The organism is Streptomyces sp. NRRL F-5650 (assembly GCF_000721365.1).
GTDB lineage: Bacteria > Actinomycetota > Actinomycetes > Streptomycetales > Streptomycetaceae > Streptomyces > Streptomyces ardesiacus.
In genome coordinates, this window is sequence record NZ_JOGV01000042.1 from 44,956 (window position 1) to 65,664 (window position 20,709).

At 72.3% G+C, this 20,709-nt stretch carries 27 protein-coding genes and 1 pseudogene; 7 read left to right on the plus strand and 21 right to left on the minus strand.

Going from position 1 to position 20,709, the window contains the following annotated elements; all coding sequences use genetic code 11:
- Positions 1 to 9: 9 nt before the first annotated feature.
- The 4 genes from IG88_RS0129695 to IG88_RS0129710 form a co-directional block, all read right to left on the minus strand.
- Positions 10 to 987 (minus strand): hypothetical protein, encoded by a 978-nt coding sequence (locus tag IG88_RS0129695; protein ID WP_031047833.1) that lies wholly within the window; start codon positions 985 to 987, stop codon positions 10 to 12.
- Between the two features lie 113 nt (positions 988 to 1,100).
- Positions 1,101 to 2,189 (minus strand): phosphotransferase family protein, encoded by a 1,089-nt coding sequence (locus IG88_RS0129700; RefSeq protein ID WP_031047835.1) that lies wholly within the window; start codon positions 2,187 to 2,189, stop codon positions 1,101 to 1,103.
- An 83-nt stretch (positions 2,190 to 2,272) separates the two neighbouring features.
- On the minus strand, positions 2,273 to 3,037 hold the full coding sequence (locus tag IG88_RS0129705) for an HAD family hydrolase (RefSeq protein WP_234332355.1): 765 nt from the start codon (positions 3,035 to 3,037) through the stop codon (positions 2,273 to 2,275).
- Complete coding sequence (locus IG88_RS0129710; protein ID WP_107452340.1) at positions 3,037 to 3,912, minus strand: winged helix-turn-helix domain-containing protein; 876 nt, start codon at positions 3,910 to 3,912, stop codon at positions 3,037 to 3,039. Before IG88_RS0129710 ends, IG88_RS0129705 begins: the two co-directional genes overlap by 1 nt.
- A 175-nt stretch (positions 3,913 to 4,087) precedes the next feature.
- On the opposite strand from IG88_RS0129710, the gene IG88_RS0129715 reads away from it, so the two are divergent.
- Positions 4,088 to 4,276, plus strand: coding sequence for a hypothetical protein (locus IG88_RS0129715; RefSeq protein ID WP_031047846.1), 189 nt, complete (start codon positions 4,088 to 4,090; stop codon positions 4,274 to 4,276).
- A gap of 9 nt (positions 4,277 to 4,285) precedes the next feature.
- Here IG88_RS0129715 and IG88_RS0129720 read toward each other — a convergent pair whose 3' ends face one another.
- Positions 4,286 to 5,197, minus strand: a complete 912-nt coding sequence (locus IG88_RS0129720) for a winged helix-turn-helix domain-containing protein (protein ID WP_063760654.1) — start codon at positions 5,195 to 5,197, stop codon at positions 4,286 to 4,288.
- A 153-nt stretch (positions 5,198 to 5,350) separates the two neighbouring features.
- On the opposite strand from IG88_RS0129720, the gene IG88_RS0129725 reads away from it, so the two are divergent.
- Positions 5,351 to 5,536 (plus strand): hypothetical protein, encoded by a 186-nt coding sequence (locus IG88_RS0129725; RefSeq protein ID WP_031047849.1) that lies wholly within the window; start codon positions 5,351 to 5,353, stop codon positions 5,534 to 5,536.
- A gap of 188 nt (positions 5,537 to 5,724) precedes the next feature.
- On the opposite strand, the gene IG88_RS0129730 is transcribed toward IG88_RS0129725, so the two are convergent.
- The 3 genes from IG88_RS0129730 to IG88_RS0129740 all read right to left on the minus strand — a co-directional run bounded on the left by IG88_RS0129730 (position 5,725) and on the right by IG88_RS0129740 (position 9,342).
- The gene (locus IG88_RS0129730; protein WP_031047851.1) at positions 5,725 to 6,981 is read right to left on the minus strand and encodes a GNAT family N-acetyltransferase; all 1,257 of its coding nucleotides are present in this window, start codon (positions 6,979 to 6,981) and stop codon (positions 5,725 to 5,727) included.
- Between the two features lie 544 nt (positions 6,982 to 7,525).
- Entirely contained in the window at positions 7,526 to 8,614 is a 1,089-nt protein-coding gene (locus IG88_RS0129735) for an asparaginase (protein WP_234332356.1), read from the minus strand.
- 89 nt (positions 8,615 to 8,703) lie between these two features.
- Positions 8,704 to 9,342 (minus strand): hypothetical protein, encoded by a 639-nt coding sequence (locus IG88_RS0129740; protein ID WP_031047855.1) that lies wholly within the window; start codon positions 9,340 to 9,342, stop codon positions 8,704 to 8,706.
- Between the two features lie 179 nt (positions 9,343 to 9,521).
- Between IG88_RS0129740 and dtd the strand changes: the two genes are divergently transcribed.
- Complete coding sequence (gene dtd / locus IG88_RS0129745; protein ID WP_031047858.1) at positions 9,522 to 9,947, plus strand: D-aminoacyl-tRNA deacylase; 426 nt, start codon at positions 9,522 to 9,524, stop codon at positions 9,945 to 9,947.
- Between the two features lie 8 nt (positions 9,948 to 9,955).
- Here the strand turns inward: dtd and IG88_RS0129750 are convergent, their stop codons facing one another.
- The 5 genes from IG88_RS0129750 to IG88_RS0129775 form a co-directional block, all read right to left on the minus strand.
- Positions 9,956 to 10,921, minus strand: a complete 966-nt coding sequence (locus IG88_RS0129750) for a YgfZ/GcvT domain-containing protein (protein ID WP_031047863.1) — start codon at positions 10,919 to 10,921, stop codon at positions 9,956 to 9,958.
- Between the two features lie 20 nt (positions 10,922 to 10,941).
- Positions 10,942 to 11,379 carry a Fur family transcriptional regulator gene (locus IG88_RS0129755; protein WP_031047866.1) on the minus strand — a complete coding sequence of 146 codons (438 nt, stop codon included), beginning with the start codon at positions 11,377 to 11,379 and terminating at the stop codon, positions 10,942 to 10,944.
- Between the two features lie 16 nt (positions 11,380 to 11,395).
- Positions 11,396 to 11,971, minus strand: a complete 576-nt coding sequence (locus tag IG88_RS0129760; protein ID WP_031047869.1) for an FABP family protein — start codon at positions 11,969 to 11,971, stop codon at positions 11,396 to 11,398.
- Positions 11,972 to 12,142: 171 nt separating this feature from the next.
- Positions 12,143 to 12,436, minus strand: coding sequence for a DUF397 domain-containing protein (locus IG88_RS0129770; protein WP_031047872.1), 294 nt, complete (start codon positions 12,434 to 12,436; stop codon positions 12,143 to 12,145).
- Positions 12,418 to 13,257: a helix-turn-helix domain-containing protein gene (locus IG88_RS0129775; protein ID WP_031047875.1), complete on the minus strand. Its 840-nt coding sequence runs from the start codon at positions 13,255 to 13,257 to the stop codon at positions 12,418 to 12,420. The genes IG88_RS0129770 and IG88_RS0129775 overlap by 19 nt, the downstream gene beginning before the upstream one ends.
- 171 nt (positions 13,258 to 13,428) lie before the next feature.
- On the opposite strand from IG88_RS0129775, the gene IG88_RS0129780 reads away from it, so the two are divergent.
- Genes IG88_RS0129780 through IG88_RS0129790 form a run of 3 tightly spaced genes read left to right on the plus strand, consistent with a single transcriptional unit; the run spans position 13,429 to position 14,463 of the window.
- The gene (locus tag IG88_RS0129780; RefSeq protein ID WP_031047879.1) at positions 13,429 to 13,821 is read left to right on the plus strand and encodes a hypothetical protein; all 393 of its coding nucleotides are present in this window, start codon (positions 13,429 to 13,431) and stop codon (positions 13,819 to 13,821) included.
- Positions 13,818 to 14,072: a hypothetical protein gene (locus IG88_RS0129785; protein WP_031047882.1), complete on the plus strand. Its 255-nt coding sequence runs from the start codon at positions 13,818 to 13,820 to the stop codon at positions 14,070 to 14,072. The genes IG88_RS0129780 and IG88_RS0129785 overlap by 4 nt, the downstream gene beginning before the upstream one ends.
- A gap of 28 nt (positions 14,073 to 14,100) precedes the next feature.
- On the plus strand, positions 14,101 to 14,463 hold the full coding sequence (locus IG88_RS0129790) for a DsrE family protein (RefSeq protein WP_030403595.1): 363 nt from the start codon (positions 14,101 to 14,103) through the stop codon (positions 14,461 to 14,463).
- 23 nt (positions 14,464 to 14,486) lie between these two features.
- Here the strand turns inward: IG88_RS0129790 and IG88_RS0129795 are convergent, their stop codons facing one another.
- Both IG88_RS0129795 and IG88_RS0129800 read right to left on the minus strand, forming a co-directional pair.
- Complete coding sequence (locus IG88_RS0129795) at positions 14,487 to 15,269, minus strand: glucose 1-dehydrogenase (RefSeq protein ID WP_031047885.1); 783 nt, start codon at positions 15,267 to 15,269, stop codon at positions 14,487 to 14,489.
- 38 nt (positions 15,270 to 15,307) lie between these two features.
- Entirely contained in the window at positions 15,308 to 16,138 is an 831-nt protein-coding gene (locus IG88_RS0129800) for an SDR family NAD(P)-dependent oxidoreductase (RefSeq protein WP_051852114.1), read from the minus strand.
- A gap of 130 nt (positions 16,139 to 16,268) precedes the next feature.
- Here IG88_RS0129800 and IG88_RS0129805 point away from each other — a divergent pair, with 130 nt between their 5' ends.
- On the plus strand, positions 16,269 to 16,901 hold the full coding sequence (locus tag IG88_RS0129805) for a TetR family transcriptional regulator (protein WP_031047891.1): 633 nt from the start codon (positions 16,269 to 16,271) through the stop codon (positions 16,899 to 16,901).
- A gap of 70 nt (positions 16,902 to 16,971) precedes the next feature.
- Here IG88_RS0129805 and IG88_RS0129810 read toward each other — a convergent pair whose 3' ends face one another.
- The 6 genes and pseudogenes from IG88_RS0129810 to IG88_RS0129830 all read right to left on the minus strand — a co-directional run.
- On the minus strand, positions 16,972 to 17,238 hold the full coding sequence (locus tag IG88_RS0129810; protein ID WP_031047893.1) for a DUF3099 domain-containing protein: 267 nt from the start codon (positions 17,236 to 17,238) through the stop codon (positions 16,972 to 16,974).
- Between the two features lie 97 nt (positions 17,239 to 17,335).
- Complete coding sequence (locus tag IG88_RS0129815) at positions 17,336 to 17,623, minus strand: DUF1416 domain-containing protein (RefSeq protein WP_031047895.1); 288 nt, start codon at positions 17,621 to 17,623, stop codon at positions 17,336 to 17,338.
- Between the two features lie 54 nt (positions 17,624 to 17,677).
- Complete coding sequence (locus IG88_RS0129820) at positions 17,678 to 18,523, minus strand: sulfurtransferase (RefSeq protein WP_031047897.1); 846 nt, start codon at positions 18,521 to 18,523, stop codon at positions 17,678 to 17,680.
- 139 nt (positions 18,524 to 18,662) lie between these two features.
- Complete coding sequence (locus IG88_RS45360; RefSeq protein WP_420712107.1) at positions 18,663 to 18,794, minus strand: putative leader peptide; 132 nt, start codon at positions 18,792 to 18,794, stop codon at positions 18,663 to 18,665.
- A gap of 178 nt (positions 18,795 to 18,972) precedes the next feature.
- A complete protein-coding gene (locus IG88_RS0129825) occupies positions 18,973 to 19,710 on the minus strand; it encodes a DUF2993 domain-containing protein (protein WP_031047900.1) in 738 nt (245 codons plus the stop codon).
- 158 nt (positions 19,711 to 19,868) lie between these two features.
- Positions 19,869 to 20,709: pseudogene (locus IG88_RS0129830) on the minus strand (hypothetical protein); the annotation flags it as partial.

Here is a 20,709-nt window from a genome sequence, read left to right on the forward strand (position 1 = left end):
GGGCCGAGCCTACGCACCGCCGCGACCTGGCGCGGTCTGCGGCGTCAGCGGCGTCAGCGGTCTCGCCACGTCCCACAGCGTGCCGAAAAAGCCGCACCTGCGGTCGACGTGGCCGCGGCCGGGCTCACCGTCGTACCGGCTCCAGCGGGTCAGCAGCGAGCCGCGGCCGATGAGGTCGAGCAGCCGCACCTCGTCGGCGCCCGGCTCCGGCGGGAGACCGGCGGGATCGGTGTACTCGTCGGGTCTGACCTCGAGCTTGTCGTAGATCCCCTCGTACACCACCTCGTTGCCGATGGCGTACAGCTTGAGGAAGGGCGTCATGTGCACCGTGCGGAACTCGACGGACAGCGTGCCCTGGTCCTTGGTGAGCATCCTGCCGCGCGTGGTCCTCAGGGCGCGCTCGTAGCCCGCGATCTTCTCCACCAGGTGCCGGCGGAATCCGGGCGCGTCCGTCAGCCTGCCGTCCGTGCCCCGCACCAGGCCGGGGACGTCCACGGGGCGGGTGAAGTCCGGCACCAGGATGCGCACGGACACGGATCTCGACGGGTCGGGCGGCAGGTCCTCCAGCACCCTGCGCAGCGGCTCGACGAAGGTCTCCCCGGTGAAGCAGACGCCCGACAACTGCGTCTCGCCGCCCCGCGCGACGGCCCGTGCGCACTCCTCGATCAGCAGGTCCATCGTGACGCCCTCGCCCGTCTGCGGGTCCAGTCGCGCGGTGAGCCCCTGGACCTCGTCGGTCAGCCGCCGCACGGTCTCGCGGAGCTGCCGCGCGCCCTCCCCCTGGGTGTCGCGCGCCGCGTTCAGCCGGAGCACCTCGGCGTAGAGCACGTACCCCACGATGCTGAGCAGCGCTCCGCCGATGTAGGTCTTGCCCTCCAGCGCGTCCCCCACCGGTTTGACGAACTGGGCGACGAGGCCGACCACGAAGACGGCCAGGAGCAGCCCCTTGGTGACCGACGACTCGGCACGGCTCCAGCGCGCAGCCATCCTGTCGCCCAGCGAAGTCCTCTGCGGCATCAAGTCCCCCCAGCAGCACACGAGTTGCGGCCAACAGCTCATGGTGACCGGTGCCGGGGCGGACAGGAAGAGGACGGCGCGCCTCACCGCGACGCGCGGTGCCACCTCCGCAGGGCCTCGGTGATCTGCTCCCGGTGCGGGACGTCGACCAGTCGCAGCGGCTCACGGGCCCGCCCCATCGCCCGCTCCACCCGGTCCGCGGCGGCCCGGAAGTGCTCCGCGCCCGCGTCCCCGGGCAGGTCGACGGCCGCGCGCATGACGTCGGGGAAGACCGACTGCGCGTACTCGAACGCGACGTAGACGGGCAGGTCCTCGTGCAGCCCGGCGGTCAGGTCCGTGAAGCCGGCGCCCTCCATCGCCTCGGCCCACAGTTCCACCATGCGGGCCTGCTCCTCCTTCCCGTACGCCATGCGCACGAGGTGGGTCGCGAGGTCGTGCAGGGGGTCGCCCAGTATGGCCAGCTCCCAGTCGATCACCGCCAGGCGCCGGCCCGGGCCGCCCCGGACGACGACGTTGGCCCGGTGGACGTCCGTGTGCAGCAGCCGGAAGGGGCGCGAGGTCACGCAGCGGTGCTGGGCGGCGAAGCGCGCCATCGCGTCCTCCGGGATGCCGACGGCGTCGAAGAGCGCGCCGAAGCGGTCCCGGTTCGGCCGGTGCACCCGCCGCTCCGTGAAGCTCACCAGCCACTCCAGGAAGCCCTGCGTGTCCCCGTCCAGCGGCCAGCCCTCGGGCCGGGGAGGCAGCTCCGCCACGGGGACGCGCGCGGTCCGGACGAAGAACGCCGCGAAGGAACGCAGGAGTTCCTCGTCCACCCTGCCCTGCGGGCCGCTGTCGCTGAGCGCCCGGCCCATCCGGTAACGGTGCACGGAGCCGTCCCCGAGGTCGGCCAGACAGGGCGGCACCTCGCGCAGGTAGCGGCAGACCACGCCGAGCACGTCCGCCTCCCTCGGCCAGATCCGGGGCACCACCTCCACCGCCGTCCGCAGCGGAACGCGGTACTTGAACCGGGTGTACGGCACGGCGCCCAGCAGCAGCGCCAGCACCAGGCCGGAGCGCCGGACGTAGTTGATGTTGTGGTGCCCGGTGAGCACCTCGCCCCTTCCGCGGAGCCTGCGCGACTCCACCAGACGGTGCACGAGCGCCTTGCGCGCCCGGTGAGGCAGACGGTGCATGGCCGGAGAGTAGCGCCTCCGCCCCGCCGCACCGGGCCACGCGGCACGTCGCACCGGGCCGCGTGGCGACGGCCGCCCCGCGGTCAGCCGTCGGCGCCGGTCTCCCACAACAGCCGCAGCACCGGTTCCAGGGAGTCCACGACCGTGTCCGCGCCCGCCTCTTTCAGGGCCGTCACCTTGCGCTCGTTGTGGCCGTAGCCCAGGAAGGGCACGCCGGCCTGCCGGGCGGCGGTCAGGTCGGAGGGGGAGTCGCCGACCATCAGGGCCCGCTCGGGTGCGACGCCCGTCGCGCTGAGGGCGCGGTTGAGGCAGTACGGGTCCGGCTTGAGCCGGTGCAGGTCCTGGGTGCGGCCGTAGATGTGCGGGGCGAAGCAGCCCAGCAGGCCCCGGGTCTCCAGGTACTCGCTCACCGCGCGGGGCGAGTTGTTGGTGGTGACCGCGAGCCCGACGCCGAGCGCGGACCAGGTGCGGATCAGGGGGTCGGCGTACGCGGTCGGCCACGCGGTGGACACGGCGCGCAGCTCCTCCCGGGTCAGCCGTTCCTCGAAGTCGGCGACGAGATCGCTCTGGTGGCGGTTGCGGTTGACCGCGCCCAGCAGGACGTGCGGGTCCGGGTGGACCTGCTCCTCCCGGGTCAGCAGGTCCTTCAGTCCCTGCGTCTCCAGCCAGTCCACGAGTTCGCGCGCCACCCGGTCGGCCGCGTAGCCCGCGAACAGTCTGCAGATGGGGCCGTCGAAGTCCCACAGGACGACGCGGGCGCCCACGACCAGGTCCCGCAGCGCACAGGACTCCTTCTCGTGCCCGGCGCGCTCGCTCACCGGTTCCGTCTTTTCCGTGTCGGAGGTCACTAGGAGAGTGTCATGTCCGTGGTGATGGTTTCCCAGAGGGCGTCGAACCACTTCTGTGATTCCTCCACGAACACGGCGTCCCGGTGACCGGCCTGCTTCAGGAAGGAGAACAGCAGCGACTGCGAGCCCAGCGCGTCGTACATCTGAAGCGTCCGGCTCTCGTACTCCTCCTCGCGCCGGGTCACCGTGTAGTAGCCGTGCAGGGCCTCCTCGCCGTTGAGCAGGTAGAGCTTCATCGGCGGGGTGAACGGCAGGGCGCGGAAGGCGATGCGCACGTCGATGCGGTGGGTGGAGCGCACGGCCTGGAGGTTGTGCTGGAGGACGCGGGCCTGGGCGTTGCGCATCTGGAGCCAGCGCTGGTGGACCGGGTCGCCCTCCTCGCGCTCGATCAGGACGGGGAAGGCCAGCGCGATGTCGCGCGAGGGCATCAGCACCCGGAAGTCGATCGACTCCGGGCGGATGCGGCCCTCGTGGATCAGGCGCAGCGGCTCGCTGAGGGCCAGCATCAGCGTCTCCGAGGTGTGGCACACGACGTCGACCCGGACGTGCGGTGCCGCGAACGCCTCCGACAGGCGCGGCCCGAGGGTGACCATCGTCGACTGCGGCTCGGCCCGGGGGACGGCGGGCTCGGCGATGCGGGGCGGGCTGCCCTTGCTGACGTTGGTGAGCAGGCCGTCCTCCTGGAGGGCGCGCAGGGCCTGGCGTACGGTGCCGCGCTCCACCCCGAACTCCTCGGCCAGCTCCGCCTGGGTGGGCAGGCGGTCGCCCGCCCTGAGATCTCCCTCGCGGATCCGCTCCCGCAGTACCTCGGCGATCTCCTGGGACGAGAGCCTTCTGCCGTCGTTCACGGACACGTTCTCCTCTGTCACGACCAAACGCTACAACTTCGCCCCATCTACCGGGAGTTGTTTGCGACTTGTTTATAGATAGGTGCCAAGTGGGGACAACTGAAGGAGAGTTGGTTGCCAACTTTCCCCGGTTGGTGGGAGTTTACCGGGCCGGCACCCACCGGAACCACGAACTCCCCAACGTCCCGAAGGGAGGAAGACCATGCCCGTCCTCACCCTGGTCTCCGCGGTCTTCGTCATCGCCTTCGAGCAGCTCGTCCAGTGGAAGTACGGCGCCACCGGAATCGTCGGCCTGCTCCTGCTCACCATCGGCGTGAAGGCCAAGAGCCCCTCCGTCAGCTCCGCCGGCGCGGTGCTGCTGGCTCTCCTGCTCGCCGGCCCCGCACTGTGACGGGGGCGGTCAGCCGGTGAGCCGCAGCTCCGAGCTGATCGTCTCCCACAGCGCGTCGAACCACAGCCGGGACTGCTTCACGAACACGCCGTCGCGCAGGTCACCGGCGTGATCGAAGGCGAACAGCGTCGAGCGGACGCCCTCCGCGTCGTACATCTCCAACTGCTCGTGGTCGATCTCCCGTTCGCGTCGGCCGAGGGTGTAGTACGCGAACAGCGCCTCCTCGCCGTTGAGCACGTAGAGCTTCACCGGCGGAGTGAAGGGCAGCGCGCGGAAGGAGACGCGGACGTCGATGCCGTGCGTGGCGCGCAGGCTCAGCAGGTTGTGGCGGAGCACCTGCCCCTGGGCGTTGCGCATCGCCAGCCACCGGTCGTGCACCGGGCCGCCCGCCGCGCCGCCCGCCACGGCCACCGGGAAGGCGAGGTCTATGTCGCTGCTCGGCAGCAGGACCCGGACGTCGACCTTGGCCGGTTTCAGCCGTCCGGCGTGGACCTGGCCCAGCGCTTCACCGATGGCGAGGGTGAGGGAGACGGAGGTCAGGCACAGCGCGTCGATCTCGACGTGCTCGGCCGCGAAGGCCGCGGCGATGCGGGGAGCGAGGGCCACGGTGGTGGGCAGGGGCCGCGCCTCGGGACCGGCGTGGGGGCCGTACGGCTCGGGCGCGACCGTCGCGGGGCTCCCCTTGGACACGTTGGTGAGCAGACGTTCCGACTGCAGGATGCGCAGGGCCTGCCGGACGGCGCCGCGCTCCACCCCGAACTCCTCGGCCAGCCTGGCCTGCGTGGGCATGCGCTGGCCCGGCCGCAGCCGCCCGGACCTGATCCGGGCACGCAGCTCGTCGGCCACTTCGCGAGGGGTCGGCGGTGGCCGCTGCGGTCTCTTCCGCCCGTTGACGGCGACGTGTTCCGGCTCCACGACCAAACACTACAACTTCCCGCCATCTTTGGGCAGTTCGCGGAAAGGTGGTTATGAGCCTTCCCCAAGTGGAGATAAGTACAGAGAAGTTGGCAGCCAACTTGAGCAACGTGGTCGAGCCTCACGGGGGTTGGCCACCACGGTGACAGGGGGTCCACCATGCCGCTCATCGCCATCGCCGTCGCGGCTCTGGCCATAGGGTTCGAGCAGCTCGTGCAGTGGAAGTACGGACCGATGGGCATCATCGCGTTCGTCGCACTGTCCGTCGGCATCAAGGCGAAGAACACCACGATCGGCGGTGTGGGCGCGGTGATCCTCGTGATGCTGCTCGCACAGTCCGGCTGAACCGACGTACCGCGGGCCGGGCCCCGTTCCGGAGGGGAGCCAGGAGCCCGGCCGGCGGTTGCACCACGCACGACGCACCACGCACAACAACCACAACCACAACCACAACTGAAGAGCACGTGAAACGCACGTCGAAGTGCACGCGCTACGGATGCGCACGTCACCGTCACCGGCGGAAGGGAGTCTCCTCAGAACATGTCCGGGCACCAAGGCCGCCTGGACGTACGCAGCAGGGCGTCGACCACACGGGCGGCGCCCGCTCGTTCTTCCCGCACCCGGCCGAGCGCGGCCAGCCGTACGGCCGAGGCGTCGCCGAGCCACAGCGCCCCCAGCTCGCCCACGTCGAGCACGAGGTCGGCGCTCTCGGTGCTCGGCGCGCAGGACGCCCCGTCCGGACCCGCCTCCAGCCGCCACCGCCCGCCGGTGAGCCCTCCCCGGTCCACCACTTCGAGCACGGCCGAGCCCCGCCCGTCGTAGGTGCGGGCCTCCAGCGCCGCCGCGACGTCCAGGATCCGCACCCACAGCCAGTCGGCCTGCGTGGTGATGCGGGCCGCCCGCGGGTCCGGCAGGAGGTGCGGGAGCAGGTCGTCGGGCGAGCGCCAGCCGCTCTTCACCGTCTGGACCCAGTCGATCGAGCACAGGTAGTGCCACAGCGCACGCTCGGCGGCCGGAGTCACGCCGATCAGCCAGTCGACGGTGGCCGTGTTCAGCGGCTGCTTGGCGTCGCCCCAGCGTTCGTCGGCCCGGTACGAGGCCAGCCCCTCGACCTCGCCGTCCGCCGAGCGGTACAGGGCGTAGTTCGGCTCGGTCCAGGGCGTGCCCTGGGTGTTCACGACGCCGGTGCGGGCCTGCCACCACAGTTCGGTCCGGCTGACCGCGCCCGGCTGGGCCCGGCGCAGCCGCTCGTGCAGTTCGGGGCCGAGCTTGCGGACGTCCTCGCCGTCCACGAGGTCGATCCGGCCGCCGTCCTCCGGGGCCGCCCAGCGCGGGTCGAGACCGGCGCGGGGGACGTCGACCGCCCACTCGGTCATGGTGGTGGCGGGGCCGAAGCCGTACCGGCCGTAGATCGGGTACTCCGCCGCGATCAGCGTGGCGACGACGTCCCCGCGCTCCTTGGCCGCGGCCAGGTCCTGCGCCATCATCCGGGTGAGCAGGCCCCGGCGGCGGTGGGTCGCGGTGACGGTGACGTTGGAGATCGCGTCCGCGCGCACGGGGCGGCCCCCGACGGCCGTCAGCTCCTGGTCGAAGGAGCGGAAGGTCGCCACGCACCGGTCCCCGTCGAAGGCGCCCAGCGACCGGCCGGGCACGAACATCCGGCGCCGCGCCTCCACCTGCTCCGGGGCCACCAGGGGCGGCATCAGGAACCCGGTGTTCAGGGCCCGGTTCCAGTCGGGGAACTCGTCGTCGGTGATGGGGCGTACGTCTATGTCGGTGCGGCTGCTCATACGCTCACGGTAGGACGACGCCCCCGTCGGCGTCGCGGGGATTACCCGGGGGCCGGGGGGTGGGACCCAGCCCCGGGGGCGGACCGGCCCCCGGAACCGCACCGGGACTCAACGACCGGGCCAGGACCCGGCACCCGGCCAGAACCCAGGGCCGGACCAGGACCCGGGAATCGCACCGGAGCCCGGGGAGCGGACCACGACCCGGGGATCGGACCAGGGCCCGGGAATCGGACCAGGGCCCCACATTCCCACCGGGACTCAAGACCGGGCCGGGCCCCGGGCCAGACCAGTTACCCGGGGATCGGACCACGACCCGGGAATCGGACCAGGGCCCGGAATCGCACCGGGACTCAACGACCCCGGCCGGGACGCCGGGCCAGACCAGCACCCGGGGCTCAGACCGGGGCCCGGAGATGGGAACAAGGCCCCGCAATCACGCCGGGACTCACCGACCGGCCCAGGACCCAGATCAGGACCCAGATCAGGACCCAGCCCAGGACCCGGCCCAGGCGAGAAGCCGGAGATCGGGCCAGTACCCGTGGGGTCAGAACGCGGCGCGGATCTTGCCCACCTCGCGGCCGCCGCCCAGCAGGGGCGCGCGGCCGATGCGCTCGACGACCGGACCCTCGACGCCCAGCAGCGTCAGGGCGCGGGCCAGGACCGGGCCGAGGGCCCGGGTCGCGCCGTCCTCGATCTTGAAGGCGAGGGCGCGTCCGTCCGGCAGGGCCACCGCCTGGACGGCCTCGGCGCCCATCTTGGAGAGCGTGCCGGGCACCTCGCGCATCAGCCAGGTGTCCGCGCGGCGGCTGCCCGCGACGTACTCGGGGTGGGCGCGCATCGCGTCGGCGACCCGGCGCTCGGGAGAGCCGGGCTCGGCGGCGACGAAGGACCGGAAGGCGCGGGCCAGCCCGACCAGGCTGATCGCCATGAGCGGCGCCCCGCACCCGTCCGTGCCGACGGACGCCACCGGTTCGCCCGCCGCGTCCTCCACCACCTTGTGGATGACCCGCTGGAGCGGGTGCTCCGGGTCGAGGTAGGTCTCCAGCGGCCAGCCCCGCTGCGCGCAGACCGCCAGCATCGCGGTGTGCTTGCCGGAGCAGTTCATGGTGACGCGGTCGGGCACGGCGCCCGACGCCAGGTACGTGTCCCGCTCCTCGGCGTCCAGCGGCAGGTCGGGCGGGCACTGGAGCCGGCCCGCGTCCAGGCCGTACTCGTCCAGCATCTTGCGGACCAGGTCGCGGTGAAACGGTTCTCCAGAATGACTCGCGGCGGCCAGCGCCAGCCGCTCCCCCGCGAGGTCGAGACCGGCCCGCAGGACGCCTGCCGCCTGCATCGGCTTGTTCGAGGAACGCGGGAAGACCGGCGCGGTCACCTCGCCCAGGGCCAGCTCCACGGCCCCGTCGGTGCCCAGGACGACCAGGCTGCCCCGGTGGCGCCCCTCGACGAAGCCGGACCGGACGACCTCGGCGAGGACGGGCGGCACGACGGGCGAGAGCGCGGACGTGGGCGACTGGCCCTCGTACGAGGGCGGAGACGACGGCGGAGTCGACAGCGAAGACGACTGCCGCCGCGGCTGCGGCTGCTGAGACGACTGGGGCCGCTGGGGCGGCTGCGGCGACTGGGGCGCGGGCATCGGCGGTGGCCTTCCGGAACGGGCGACCCCCGGCGGCGACGGCCCGGGATCACCGGGCCCCGGGGGCAGCGCGCAAGGCCGCCCCCGTGTCACACCAGCAGGTCGTCGACGTGTGCTTCCCCTTCACGGTACCGGCGGGCGATCTCCGCGCCGCAGCCGTCCGCCGTCCGCTGGAGCCGTTGCCGGCTGCGGGAGACCTGCTGTTCGTAGCGCACGAGGCGCCCCATCCCGGCGGTCAGCTCGCCGTCGGTACGGGCCGTCAGGTCGGACAGCTCCACCTCGCCGAGCATCTCGGCGGCCAGCCGCCGGCACTCCTCGCTGCGCGGTGTGGCCAGCGTCACGTGGCGGGCGGAGGAGCGCTGCCGCGCCGGCGCGTCGGCGAGGATCTCCGACAGCCGCTCGACCACGGACCCCGTCGCCGCGGTGGTCACCACGGACGACGAGGCGGTCGACCCGCGCCCCGCCAGCTCCGCGCGCAGGATGTCGATACGGCCCTGCAGCAGCCGCCGTACGTAACTGAGGTCGGCCTCCTCGCGCTGGGCGTCCCGGCGCAGCGCGCGCAGCTCCGGCAGGCTCAGCCCGGCCAGGTCCCGCTCGGGGGGGACCGCCGGCAGCTCCGGGCTGTCCGTGCGCTGCACGGGCGCCCGGGGCGCGTCCGGGCCACCGGCCCCACCCGGACATGTCAACGCGGCGGTCCCGAAGGACTGCCCCGTACTCGGTGTGCTCATGTGCCTCAACCGTCCCCTCGCCCGGCGTCTGGGAGCATCGTGCCACCCCGCGTGGCCACTATGTGACCGAGTGCCCCCGATCAGCCCCGATCGGCCCCGGATGGGGGGTTGGGGAGGGAAAATCAGGCCCCTGCGGGCCCGCCCGTCCACACCTGGGGGGCGCACGGCATCATGACGGGATGCGTGCAGTGGTGCAGAGGGTGGACGGCGCGAGCGTCGTCGTGGACGGCGAGACCGTGGGCGCGATCGAGGGCGAGGGACTGTGCGTCCTGGTCGGGGTCACCCACGAGGACACCAAGGAGAAGGCGGCCCAGCTCGCCCGCAAGCTCTGGTCGGTGCGGATGCTGCACGACGAGAAGTCGTGCAGCGACCTCGACGCCCCGCTGCTGGTGATCAGCCAGTTCACCCTGTACGGCGACGCCCGCAAGGGCCGCCGCCCCACCTGGAACGCCGCCGCGCCCGGCGACGTCGCCGAACCCCTGGTCGACGAGGTCGTCGCGCGGCTGCGCGCGCTGGGCGCGACGGTGGCGACGGGACGTTTCGGCGCCCGGATGCGGGTGTCGCTGACCAACGACGGCCCGTTCACAGTCCTCGTGGAGGTCTGAGGCAGCCCCTACGGCTCGACGACCGTCTCCTGTGCGGCCGCGGTCTCCTCGGCCATCAGCCGGGCGTCCACCGGGACGTTCCGCTTGACCAGGGCGAGGGCGACCGGGCCCAGCTCGTGGTGGCGCACGGACGTGGTGACGAAGCCGATCTTCCGGCCGTCGGGACCGTCGTCGGCGAGGCGGATCTCCGCGCCGTGCGGCGGCAGGTGGACCTCGCTGCCGTCCAGGTGCAGGAAGACCAGCCGGCGTGGCGGCTTGCCGAGGTTCTGCACCCGGGCGACGGTCTCCTGCCCCCGGTAGCAGCCCTTCTGGAGGTGCACGGCGGTGCCGATCCAGCCCAGCTCGTGCGGGATGGTCCGGTGGTCGGTCTCGAAGCCGAGGCGCGGGCGCTGCTGCTCGACCCGCAGCGCCTCGTGCGCGAGGATCCCCGCCGCGGGCCCGGCCTCGGCGGCGAACGCCTCCAGCTCCTCCCGGGGCAGGAACAGGTCACGGCCGTACGGCGTCTCGCGGACGGCGGCGGAGGCGGGGGCCCGGGTGATCGACCCGGCGGGCAGGTGCACGACGGCGGTGTCGGCGGTGCGGTCGGCGACCTCGACCCGGTAGAAGAACTTCATCGACTCCAGGTAGGCGATCAGCGCCTCCTGGGTGCCGGGCTCGACGTGCGCCCAGACGGTCGTGCCGTCGTCGACGAGGTACAGGGCGTGCTCGATGTGGCCGTTGGCCGAGAGGATCAGGGCCTCGGTGGCCTGGCCGGCCGGCAGGTCGCTGACGTGCTGGGTCAGCAGCAGGTGCAGCCAGCTCAGCCGGTCCTCGCCGGTGACGGTGACGACGCCGCGGTGGGAGAGGTCGACGAAGCCGGTGCCGTCGGCGAGGGCACGCTGCTCGCGGAACAGGTCGCCGTAGTGGGCGGCGACGCCTTCGTCCACGCCCTCGGCGGGAACGGCGCCGGGCAGGGACAGCAGGGGGCTCTTCATACGCCCAGCGTACGACTCGCTCACACCTCGTCAGCCGGACCCTTGGCGGAACAGCTCTCGCACCGGCCGAAGATCGCGAAGTGCTTCATGTCGGTGTCGAAGCCGAACTGCTCGCGCAGCTTGGCGGTGAAGTCTGCGGCCACCGACAGGTCGGCCTCGATCACGTTGGTGCAGTCCCGGCAGACCAGGTGGATGTGGTGGTGCCGGTCGGCCAGGTGGTAGGTGGGTGCCCCGTGCCCGAGGTGGGCGTGGCTGACCAGGCCCAGTTCCTCCAGCAGCTCCAGCGTGCGGTACACGGTGGAGATGTTGACCCCCGACGCCGTCTTGCGCACCTCGCCGAGGATGTCGTCCGGGGTCGCGTGCTCCAGGGTGTCCACGGCTTCGAGCACGAGCTGCCGCTGCGGGGTCAGCCGGTAGCCACGCTGCCTGAGGTCGCTCTTCCAGTCGGTGCTCACCACACCCAAGAGTCTAGGACTACTTGAAGAAAGCGATCCCGTCGTCCGGCATGTCGTCCGGCAGGGCCTTGGCCCAGCGCTCGACGTCCTCCGGGGTGACGACCTTCTTCAGGTGCGCCGACATGTACGGGCGCAGCTCGACCTCGGGGGTCTGCTTCTCGCCGACCCACATCAGGTCGCTCTTGACGTAGCCGTACAGCCGCTTGCCGCCGGTGTACGGCCGGGAGGCCGCCGTGCGGGCGACCGCGTCCGTGACCAGGTCGATCTGGGGCTTCTGGTCGGCCATCTCGCCGTACCAGATCTCGATGACGCCGTCGTCGCGGGTCATCGTGACCTCGACCTTGCGGTTCGCGTCGATGCGCCAGAAGCCGTGCTCCGACTCCAGCGGGCGGACCTTGTTGCCGTCGTTGTCCAGCACCCAGGTGTGGGACTCGTACTCCAGGAAGTCCCGGCCGTCGTGGGTGAAGGAGACCTCCTGGCCGAAGTTGCACTTCTCGGCACCGGGGAAGTCGTGCACGCCGGCGCCCGCCCAGTTCCCGAGGAGGAAGGCGAGGGGGACGAGGTCCTTGTGCAGGTCGGACGGGATCTCGATCATGAGCGGACTTACTTCCTGGCGTCGGTGATCAGCGCTGGCCCTGGTACAGCTTCTTCACGGTCAGACCGGCGAAGGCGAGGACGCCGACGCAGACCAGGACCAGCAGGGCTTCGAAGAAGATCTCCACGGGGTGCTCCTTGAGCGGGGGGCATAAACAGGGCCGACCCCAGCTTACGCGGCCCACCTCGGCTCTTCTCGCCGGACTCCGTCCAGGAAGGCGGCCCACGCGGGGGCGGCGAACAGGAGGGCGCCGCGAGCGGGGTCCTTGCTGTCGCGGACCGGGACGAGGGAGGGGAGGTTGGGGGCGACCTCGACGCAGTTGCCGCCGTCCTGGTTGCTATAGCTGCTCTTGCGCCAGTCGGCGGCGCGGAGGAGATCGTCGGAGACCTCAACGCACTCGCCGCCGTCCTGGTTGCTGTAGCTGCTCTTGCGCCAGGTGACCGTGCTCAGATCGATGGCTCGCATGGCGCTTCCTCCAGCATCCGCTCGATGAACTCCCGCGACGCGCCCGGAGACAGGGCCATGTCGCGCACCCGATCGTATCGGAGCTGAAGCTGGTCGACTGCCGTGGATTCCTGGACCAGTTCGCCCGAGTAGCCCGTCTCGACCCAGGCGACGATCCGTCCCGCGCCGTGCAGAAACATGGTGTGGGTGTTGGTCAACGCGTGCAGCCCCGCCGCCCAGGGGACCACCTGAATGCTGATGTTGGGGCGCTCGCCCATCGCGACGAGATGGCGCAACTGCCCATGCCACTCAGCCGCGCTCCGCAGCGAACTGTGCAGCACCGTCTCCGAGAGGATGGCCCGAAACTGCGGCCCGCCCGCGGCCAGCAGCGGTTCACGGCGGCCCATGCGCGCCGCCACCTGCTTCTCCAGCTCCACCCCCGTCAGTCCACCCTGACTGAGCAGCTCCGCCGCGTACTCCGGCGTCTGGAGCAGGCCCGGCACGATGCTCGGCGAGTACTGCCACATACTCACCGCCTCGGCCTCAAGAACCATGTACCGGCGATACCGCTCCTTGAACTGCGTCGGATCCGCCACCGCCAACTCCCACAGCGTGAGCAGCATGCCGCCCGTGCCGTAGTACTGGTCCAGCGCCTCGACGATCTCCGGGCCGCCCAGCGTGTGGCCGTTCTCCATCTTGCCGAACTGGGAGGCGTCCCAGCCCACCACCTCCGCGACGCCCCGCAGGGACACGCCCCGCCCGTGCCGGAGCAGCCGCAGCTCCTCCGCGAACCGCGCCCTCGGTTCCTGACTGCGACCGGTGATCGCCCTCCGCTGCGGCACCGCACCCCTCCCGGCTGTGGAATTTGTGGAACTTGGAGCGCCCCTTGTGGCACTAGCGGCCGTTCCGGGCTTGGCGACCCCCGTCGTGGGTCATGCTCGTACTGCCCACCACTACGCAGAGTAGGGCAACTGTCGCATTCCGTACAGACGTTGACGTAAGGGAGCGGACCCGTGAGAACAGAACCGGCCACCTACGAGCCCGGCACCGTGCTCTACGACACCGCCGCCGCGAAGGTCGGTGAGTACCGGGGCCGCAGCGGAGCGCGCGTGATGCTCCGGCCCCTCGGCGGCGGCCGGGAATGGGAGGCGGAGCCGGCCGCGCTGCGCCCGGCGACCGACCGCGAGCGCCTCGGGGCGAGCCTGCGCGCCGCGAACGCGCGCACGTTCGCCACGCCCGCGGCGCCCGGCGAACCGGACCGGCCGCCCCTGCCGGTGCCGGGCTGCGACGCGTGCGCCTGGCTGGCCGAGCGGCGGGAGGCCGCACGCGCGGCGTTCGACCACAGCGCGGTGACGGACGCGAACGTCCTGCTGCGCCAGCACCGGCGCAGGGAGCACGAGGCATGACGTACGACGACGGACTGCCCTACGAGGAGTGCCGGCGGGCGCAGCGGCTCGCGCCGCGACGGGACCGGGCTCCCCTCTCCCCCGGCTTCGCGGTGCCGCCCTTCCATCCGGCCCACCCGCCGAGGCCCGTAGCACCCGGGCGGGCGTCCCGGCCCCGGCGGTACGTCCGGCTGGACGGCGCCACGGTCAGCGGCCTGCTCACGGTGCTCAGCGTGGCGACGCTGCTGGTGACCATCACCTTCGCGATCTGACGCCGCCCCCGCGGGCTACGCTTCCGGCATGGCGAAGAAGCTCGTGATCAAGGTGACCGCGGGGGCCGATGCCCCCGAGCGGTGCTCGCAGGCGTTCACCGTGGCGGCGGTGGCCGTGGCCAGCGGGGTCGACGTGTCGCTGTGGCTGACCGGGGAGTCGGCCTGGTTCGCGGTGCCGGGGCGCGCGGCCGAGTTCGAGCTGCCGCACGCCGCGCCGCTGCCCGACCTGCTGGACTCGCTCCTGGCGGGCGGGCGGGTGACGCTGTGCACCCAGTGCGCGGCCCGGCGCGAGCTGACCGAGAAGGACGTCATCGAGGGCGTGCGCATCGCGGGCGCGCAGGTCTTCGTGCAGGAGGCACTGGCCGACGACACGCAGGCCCTCGTCTACTAACTGACGGCGGCGGCCGGCGGGGCTCACTGCCCCATGACGTAGGCCACGGTCGGGCCGGTGGTCCAGCCGCCGTCGACCGCGAGTTCGGCGCCGGTGACGTAGGACGCGGCGTCCGAGAGAAGGAAGACGACCGCGCCGGCGATCTCACCGGGTTCGCCGACCCGGCCCATGGGCGTGTTGGGGTACTTGCCCTCGCCGCGTTCGATGCCGGTGGCCGCGGTCATCGGGGTGTACGTCATCCCGGGGTGCACGGAGTTCACGCGGATGCGGGCGGTCCCCAGTTCCACGGCGCCGATCTTCGTGAGCCCGCGCACGCCCCACTTGGAGGCGCCGTAGCCGGCCGTGAGGGCGAGGCCCATCAGCCCGGCCGCGGACGAGATGTTGACGATGGATCCGCCGCCGGCCTCCTTCAGGGCGGGGATCACGGTCTTCATGCCGATGAAGACGCCCGTGAGGTTGATGTCGAGGACCTTGCGGAAGTGCTCGACGGACTCGGACTCCAGCAGGCTGCCGGTCGAGATGCCGGCGTTGTTCACCAGGCCGTGCAGCGCCCCGAACTCGTCGACGGCGTAGTCGGCGACCCGCCGCCAGTCCTCCTCGGAGGTCACGTCGTGGTGCAGGAAGCGGGCGCGGTCGCCGAGTTCGCGGGCCGTGCGCCCGCCGTCGTCGTCCAGGACGTCGGTGATCAGGACGTGGGCTCCGGCGGCGACCGCCTGCCGGGCGGCCTCGGCGCCCAGGCCCCGGGCGCCGCCGGTGATGATCAGGTTCTTGCCGGTCAGGTCGTGGGGGGCGGCGGACTCGTGCATGGGGTGCTCCTTTCCAGGGGCGGGTGGGTGGCCGGGGATCAGAAGTGGGTGCCGCCGTCGACGCGGACCTCGGTGCCGGTGATGAACCGGCCGTCCTCCGAGGCGAGCATCGCGACGACCGACGCGACCGTCTCCGGACCGGCGAAGCCCTGGCCGAGCGCCGGGGAGAGCTTCGCGAACAGGGACATGTCGGCGTCCTCGGGCAGGCCGGGGCCGACGCTCTGCCCGCTGACCCCGCTGCCGTCGGTCATGCCCGAGGAGATGGAGCCGGGCTGCACGGCGGTGAAGCGGATGCCGCGGCCCGCGTACTCGGCGGCCAGGGCGTGGGTCATGGACTGGATGCCGCCCTTGCTCGCGGCGTAGGCCGCCATGTAGGGGTGCGCGAACGCCGCCGAGGTCGAGCTGAAGTTGACGACGGCCGCGTCCTCGCCCTCCAGGAGCGCCGGGATCGCCTCGCGGATCACCAGGAACGTGCCGACGAGGTTCACCGTGAGGACCCGGGTGAAGTCGGCGAGGGCGGTCTCCTCGGTGTGCGAGGAACGCAGGATGCCGGCGGCGTTGACGAGGACGTCCAGTCCGCCCAGGGCATCGGTCGCGGCGCGGACGCCCTCGCGCACCGAGGTCTCGTCCGCGATGTCGACGACGAGCGTGGTGAGCCGGTCCGCGTGGGCGCCCGCCTTCTCCCGGGTGTCCTTGAGGCCCGGTTCGCTGACGTCCGCCGCCACGACGGTGCCGCCCTCCGCGAGCAGCCGCAGCACGGTGGCCTGGCCTATGCCCGAGCCACCGCCGGTGACCAGGGCGCGGCGGCCGTCGTAGCGGAGGGAGGGGGTGCGGAGGGACGGGTCGCGGTGGGTGATGTGGGTGGTCATGTGCGCTCTCCTACTCGGCCCGCCGACGGCGCCGGCCGGGCGACTTCCCCTTCACCGTACGCCTGGGTGACACGTTTTGCCATCACGTCACGCCGTGCCTCCGGGTGGTCGCAGGCCGTACGCTTCTGGGGTGAGCACCGAGCCACCGCCCCCGTCGTTGACCGAACGCCGCAAGGCCGCCACTCAGCTCGACATCGCGCACGCAGCGGCAGAGCTCTTCGCCACCCGGGGCCCGGAGGCCACGACGGCGGAGGAGATCGCCCGGCGGGCCGGAGTCGCGCTGCGCACCTTCTACCGGTACTTCCGCTCCAAGCAGGACGCCGTCGGACCGCTGCTGACGGTCGGCGCCGACCGCTGGCGGGCGCTGCTGGCCCAGGCGCCGCCGGGTGCCGCGCTGGATGCGGCGCTGCGGGAGGCGGTCGAGCAGGCGCTGGCGACGCCGGACCCGCAGGCCGTCGAGGCGCTCCTGCAGACCCGGGGCCTGCTGCGCGCCGCCGCGGACGACCCGGCGCTGCGCGCGGTCTGGTACCGGGTGAACCAGGAGTCGGAGGAGCTGCTCGTCCCGGTCATCGCCCGGCTGACGGACGGCCGCCGGGAGCCGCTGGAGGTGCGGCTGATCGCCGCTGCGGCCACCGACGCCATCCGGATCGCCCTGGAGACCTGGGCCGGCACCGAGGCGGCGACCGAGGGCCCCGGCTCCCCCGCCGACCTGGCGGTCCGCTGCCTGCGGCACCTCCTCGGCACCGGGGGCGACGCCCCTTAGCCCCGGCGGCGGCCCAGGCGGCGGCCCAACGGCGACCCGGGCGGCGGCCCAGTGGCGGCTCAAGGGCGGCTCAGTGGCGCTTCTTCCCGTTCTTCCCGTCCAGCTCGTCCCACCACTCGTCGGACTGGGCGTCGCCCGACGGGTCGTCCCACCAACGGTCGTCCGGGCCGCGCCGGTTGGCGACCATCGCGGCCACCGGCGGGATGAGCATCGCGAACACGCACAGGCCCACGGCCGCCGGGACGGACCAGATCCGCACGACTCCCCACGCCAGGACGAAGAGCACGATGCAGGTGCCCATCATGGCGAAGTAGACGTGCCGCCGCCGTGCGTACATACCTCCAGCGTAGGCCCGGCATCCCGGACATGCCGGAGGGGCCGCACCCCAGGTGTCCAACCCGGTGGGTGCGGCCCCTCAGCCGTGCTGTCCGCCGTCAGACGGCGATCGCGACCTCCGCCAGGCCGCCCTGCTGGGCGACGACCGTGCGGTCGGCGGTGCCGCCCGGGACGAGCGCGCGTACGGTCCAGGTGCCCTCGGCCGCGTAGAAGCGGAACTGGCCCGTCGCGGAGGTCGGGACCTCCGCCGTGAACTCGCCGGTGGCGTCCAGCAGACGGACGTAGCCCGTCACCGGCTCGCCGTCGCGGGTCACGTGACCCTGGATGGTGGTCTCACCGGGCTTGATCGTCGAGGCGTCGGGGCCGCCGGCCTTCGCTCCGCACATGTCGTTACTCCTGAGGTGTAGGGAAAGGTCGGCCGGATGCCGTACCCGTGTCGCTTACTTCGCGGCGCCGAGCTCGATCGGCACGCCGACGAGGGAGCCGTACTCGGTCCAGGAGCCGTCGTAGTTCTTGACGTTCTCCACACCCAGCAGCTCGTGCAGGACGAACCAGGTCAGGGCCGAGCGCTCACCGATGCGGCAGTAGGCGATGGTGTCCTTGGCCAGGTCGACCTGCTCGTCGGTGTAGAGCTGCTTCAGCTCGTCGTCCGACTTGAAGGTGCCGTCGTCGTTGGCGTTCTTCGACCACGGGATGTTGCGGGCGGACGGGACGTGGCCCGGACGCTGCGACTGCTCCTGCGGGAGGTGGGCCGGGGCGAGCAGCTTGCCGGAGAACTCGTCGGGCGAGCGGACGTCGACCAGGTTCTGCGTGCCGATCGCCTGGACCACGTCGTCGCGGAAGGCGCGGATCGCGGTGTTCTGCGGCTTGGCCTTGTAGTCGGTGGTGGCGCGCTCGGGCACGTCGTCGCCGGGGACCAGCTCGCGGGCGTCCAGCTCCCACTTCTTGCGGCCGCCGTCGAGGAGCTTGACGTTGTCGTGGCCGTACAGCTTGAAGTACCAGTAGGCGTAGGACGCGAACCAGTTGTTGTTGCCGCCGTAGAGGACCACGGTGTGGTCGTTGGAGATGCCCTTGCCCGAGAGGAGCTTCTCGAAGCCCTCCTGGTCGACGAAGTCACGGCGGACCGGGTCCTGGAGGTCCTGGGTCCAGTCGATCCGGATCGCGTTCTTGATGTGGTTCTTCTCGTAGGCGGACGTGTCCTCGTCCACCTCGACGATCGCGATGGTCGGGTCGTCCAGGTGGTCCTGCAGCCAGTCGGCGTCGACCAGGACGTCGCTGCGGCTCATGATTTCTCCTCCGGGGCAGTTGGCGGCGGGGCGTGCGGTGAGAGGGCGGGCGCGCTCGGGCCGTGCGGCGGCGCGCGGGTGCCCGGGACAGACCGGGGCGGGGGACGAGGAGACACGGGCGGCGACGTCGCCGCCCACCTCAGAAGGTGCGACAGAGCATGGCGGCGACGCGGCACAGGTCCACTGCCCGCCGCTTCGTGAGATCCGCCTGTTGCTTCATAGGTCCCGATCGTAGGGAGGGAGAGCGGGCCCTGTCACCGATGTGTCGCATGATGAGACGCCATCATCCGGAATGCGGGACGCAACGCCTGCCCGTCCTGTCCGACGGGCCCGGCGGACACGGCACGGGCGTCCGCGCATCTGCGGTACGGACGGCGATGTCTCGCCAGTCGGACGCGGGGTGCCCGCGTCACCGGTCCGCGGGGCCAGAGGGCCGCGCCCCCCTGGCCCTACCCGGCCAGCTTGACGTTCGAACCCTTCACCGTGATCTCGACGCCGTCCTTCGCCGCCTCGACCTTGTCCAGCTCGATGCCGCCCGGCAGCTCGTCGATGGTCTGCTGGAAGTCGGTGATGGCCCGGATCCGGGACTCGGCGAGCTGCCGGCCGGCGATCTCCGGCAGGCCGTCGGCGACGACCTCGACGTCGTCGTTCCTGACCTTGACCGAGCTGAGCACCTCGATCGGCCCCGGCACCTGAACGCCGAGGACCGTGGCCTGCAACGACACCTTGATCTTTCCGTCGCCGCCGTCGGAGAGGCCGACGACCTTGGCGGAGATGCCGGGCGCGATGTCCGTGGGCTGGGACTTGGTGGCCTTCATCAGCTCGTCGTAGCCGACGGTCGCCGTGCCGGTGGCGGAGGCCGCGGTGGCCGAGGCGTAGTCGCCGGAGAACTCGACGCCCTTCAAGCGCGCGTGCAGCTCGGCGATGCGGATCTTCTCGTCGCCCTTGCCGGTGGACGCCTCGTAGCCGTCGATGCCGACCTCCACGTCGTCCAGCTCCTGGGCGGCGGCCTGGGTGAGGAAGGGGAAGCCGTTGATGGAGACGTCCGGCGTCGAGGACAGGTTCTCGATGCTGCGCAGCTCGTCCGCGGCCCGGTTCTCGGCGTAGTTCACGGCGACACGGTCGGCGATCACGAAGAGGCCGCCCAGGATCACGACGACGATCAACAGTATTCGCAGTGCGCGCATACGGTGCTTCCCCAACCCGGACACTCGACGGCGGCGGACCCGACGACCGGCGGCCGTCCAGCGCGAGCGTAACGCTGCCCCCGGGTGACCCCGGGGGTTTGTCGAACACCTGTGACAGGGGGCACCGACACCTGTGACAACGCGCCGCGCGGGGGGGCTCAGCCCAGGGCCCGGCCCAGCGCGTACACGGCCGGGGCCGCCGCCGCCAGCGGCAGGGCCACGCCCGCCGTGAAGTGGACGAAGCGGGAGGGGTAGTCGTAGGCCGCGACCCGCAGACCGATCAGCGCGCACACCCCGGCGCCCGCGCCCAGCAGCGCCCCCGAGGCCCCGAAGTCCGTCATCGGGCCGACCACGGCCCCGGCCCCGGCCGCCACGAGCAGCGCGACGGCCACGGACGCCGGGGCCGGCAGCGGCAGCGCCCGGGCCACGGCGGCCACGGCCACCGCGACCCCGCCGACCGCCACCGCGTCCGCGTCGGCGGCGAGGTACCCGCCCGCGACGACGGCCAGGGCCGCCGCGGCGACGGTCGCCATCAGGCCGTACATCCGCTCGTCCGGGTCGGCGTGCGAGCGGAGCTGCAGGACCAGGGAGAGCAGGACCCACACGCCGAGCGTGCCGAGGATCGCCGCCGGGGAACGGTCCGACACCAGCAGCGCCACGTCGGCGGCGAGCGCGCCCAGGAACCCCAGCGCGATGCCCTGCCGGGCGGGCCACATGCCGTTCAGCCGGAACCAGCCCGCCGCGGTGACCGCCTGGAGGACGACGAGCGGGACGAGCAGGGCGTACGTGCCGAGCACCGCCGCGCCGGACAGCAGCAGCCCGAGCAGCGCGGTGAGCCCGGCCGGCTGCATGCCCGGGTCGATGATCGGCGAACGCCCCTCGGCCCGGGCCCGCTGCGCGTCGGTGATCCGCGTGTTCCCGGCGACGGTGGCGGGGCCGTAGCCCGGCTCGTCGGTGGTGGCGGTGGTGGCAGGCGGGTGGGCAGGGGCGGGGGCGGGC

Bases quoted from the DNA above. Each gene is read 5' to 3' on its own strand.
- IG88_RS0129695 (WP_031047833.1), bottom strand. From the start codon at position 987: ATGGCTGCGCGCTGGAGCCGTGCCGAGTCGTCGGTCACCAAGGGGCTG.
- IG88_RS0129700 (WP_031047835.1), bottom strand. From the start codon at position 2,189: ATGCACCGTCTGCCTCACCGGGCGCGCAAGGCGCTCGTGCACCGTCTG.
- IG88_RS0129715 (WP_031047846.1), top strand. From the start codon at position 4,088: ATGCCCGTCCTCACCCTGGTCTCCGCGGTCTTCGTCATCGCCTTCGAG.
- IG88_RS0129725 (WP_031047849.1), top strand. From the start codon at position 5,351: ATGCCGCTCATCGCCATCGCCGTCGCGGCTCTGGCCATAGGGTTCGAG.
- IG88_RS0129730 (WP_031047851.1), bottom strand. From the start codon at position 6,981: ATGAGCAGCCGCACCGACATAGACGTACGCCCCATCACCGACGACGAG.
- IG88_RS0129735 (WP_234332356.1), bottom strand. From the start codon at position 8,614: ATGCCCGCGCCCCAGTCGCCGCAGCCGCCCCAGCGGCCCCAGTCGTCT.
- IG88_RS0129740 (WP_031047855.1), bottom strand. From the start codon at position 9,342: ATGAGCACACCGAGTACGGGGCAGTCCTTCGGGACCGCCGCGTTGACA.
- dtd (WP_031047858.1), top strand. From the start codon at position 9,522: ATGCGTGCAGTGGTGCAGAGGGTGGACGGCGCGAGCGTCGTCGTGGAC.
- IG88_RS0129750 (WP_031047863.1), bottom strand. From the start codon at position 10,921: ATGAAGAGCCCCCTGCTGTCCCTGCCCGGCGCCGTTCCCGCCGAGGGC.
- IG88_RS0129760 (WP_031047869.1), bottom strand. From the start codon at position 11,971: ATGATCGAGATCCCGTCCGACCTGCACAAGGACCTCGTCCCCCTCGCC.
- IG88_RS0129770 (WP_031047872.1), bottom strand. From the start codon at position 12,436: ATGCGAGCCATCGATCTGAGCACGGTCACCTGGCGCAAGAGCAGCTAC.
- IG88_RS0129785 (WP_031047882.1), top strand. From the start codon at position 13,818: ATGACGTACGACGACGGACTGCCCTACGAGGAGTGCCGGCGGGCGCAG.
- IG88_RS0129790 (WP_030403595.1), top strand. From the start codon at position 14,101: ATGGCGAAGAAGCTCGTGATCAAGGTGACCGCGGGGGCCGATGCCCCC.
- IG88_RS0129795 (WP_031047885.1), bottom strand. From the start codon at position 15,269: ATGCACGAGTCCGCCGCCCCCCACGACCTGACCGGCAAGAACCTGATC.
- IG88_RS0129800 (WP_051852114.1), bottom strand. From the start codon at position 16,138: ATGACCACCCACATCACCCACCGCGACCCGTCCCTCCGCACCCCCTCC.
- IG88_RS0129810 (WP_031047893.1), bottom strand. From the start codon at position 17,238: ATGTACGCACGGCGGCGGCACGTCTACTTCGCCATGATGGGCACCTGC.
- IG88_RS0129815 (WP_031047895.1), bottom strand. From the start codon at position 17,623: ATGTGCGGAGCGAAGGCCGGCGGCCCCGACGCCTCGACGATCAAGCCC.
- IG88_RS0129820 (WP_031047897.1), bottom strand. From the start codon at position 18,523: ATGAGCCGCAGCGACGTCCTGGTCGACGCCGACTGGCTGCAGGACCAC.
- IG88_RS45360 (WP_420712107.1), bottom strand. From the start codon at position 18,794: ATGCGACACATCGGTGACAGGGCCCGCTCTCCCTCCCTACGATCGGGA.
- IG88_RS0129825 (WP_031047900.1), bottom strand. From the start codon at position 19,710: ATGCGCGCACTGCGAATACTGTTGATCGTCGTCGTGATCCTGGGCGGC.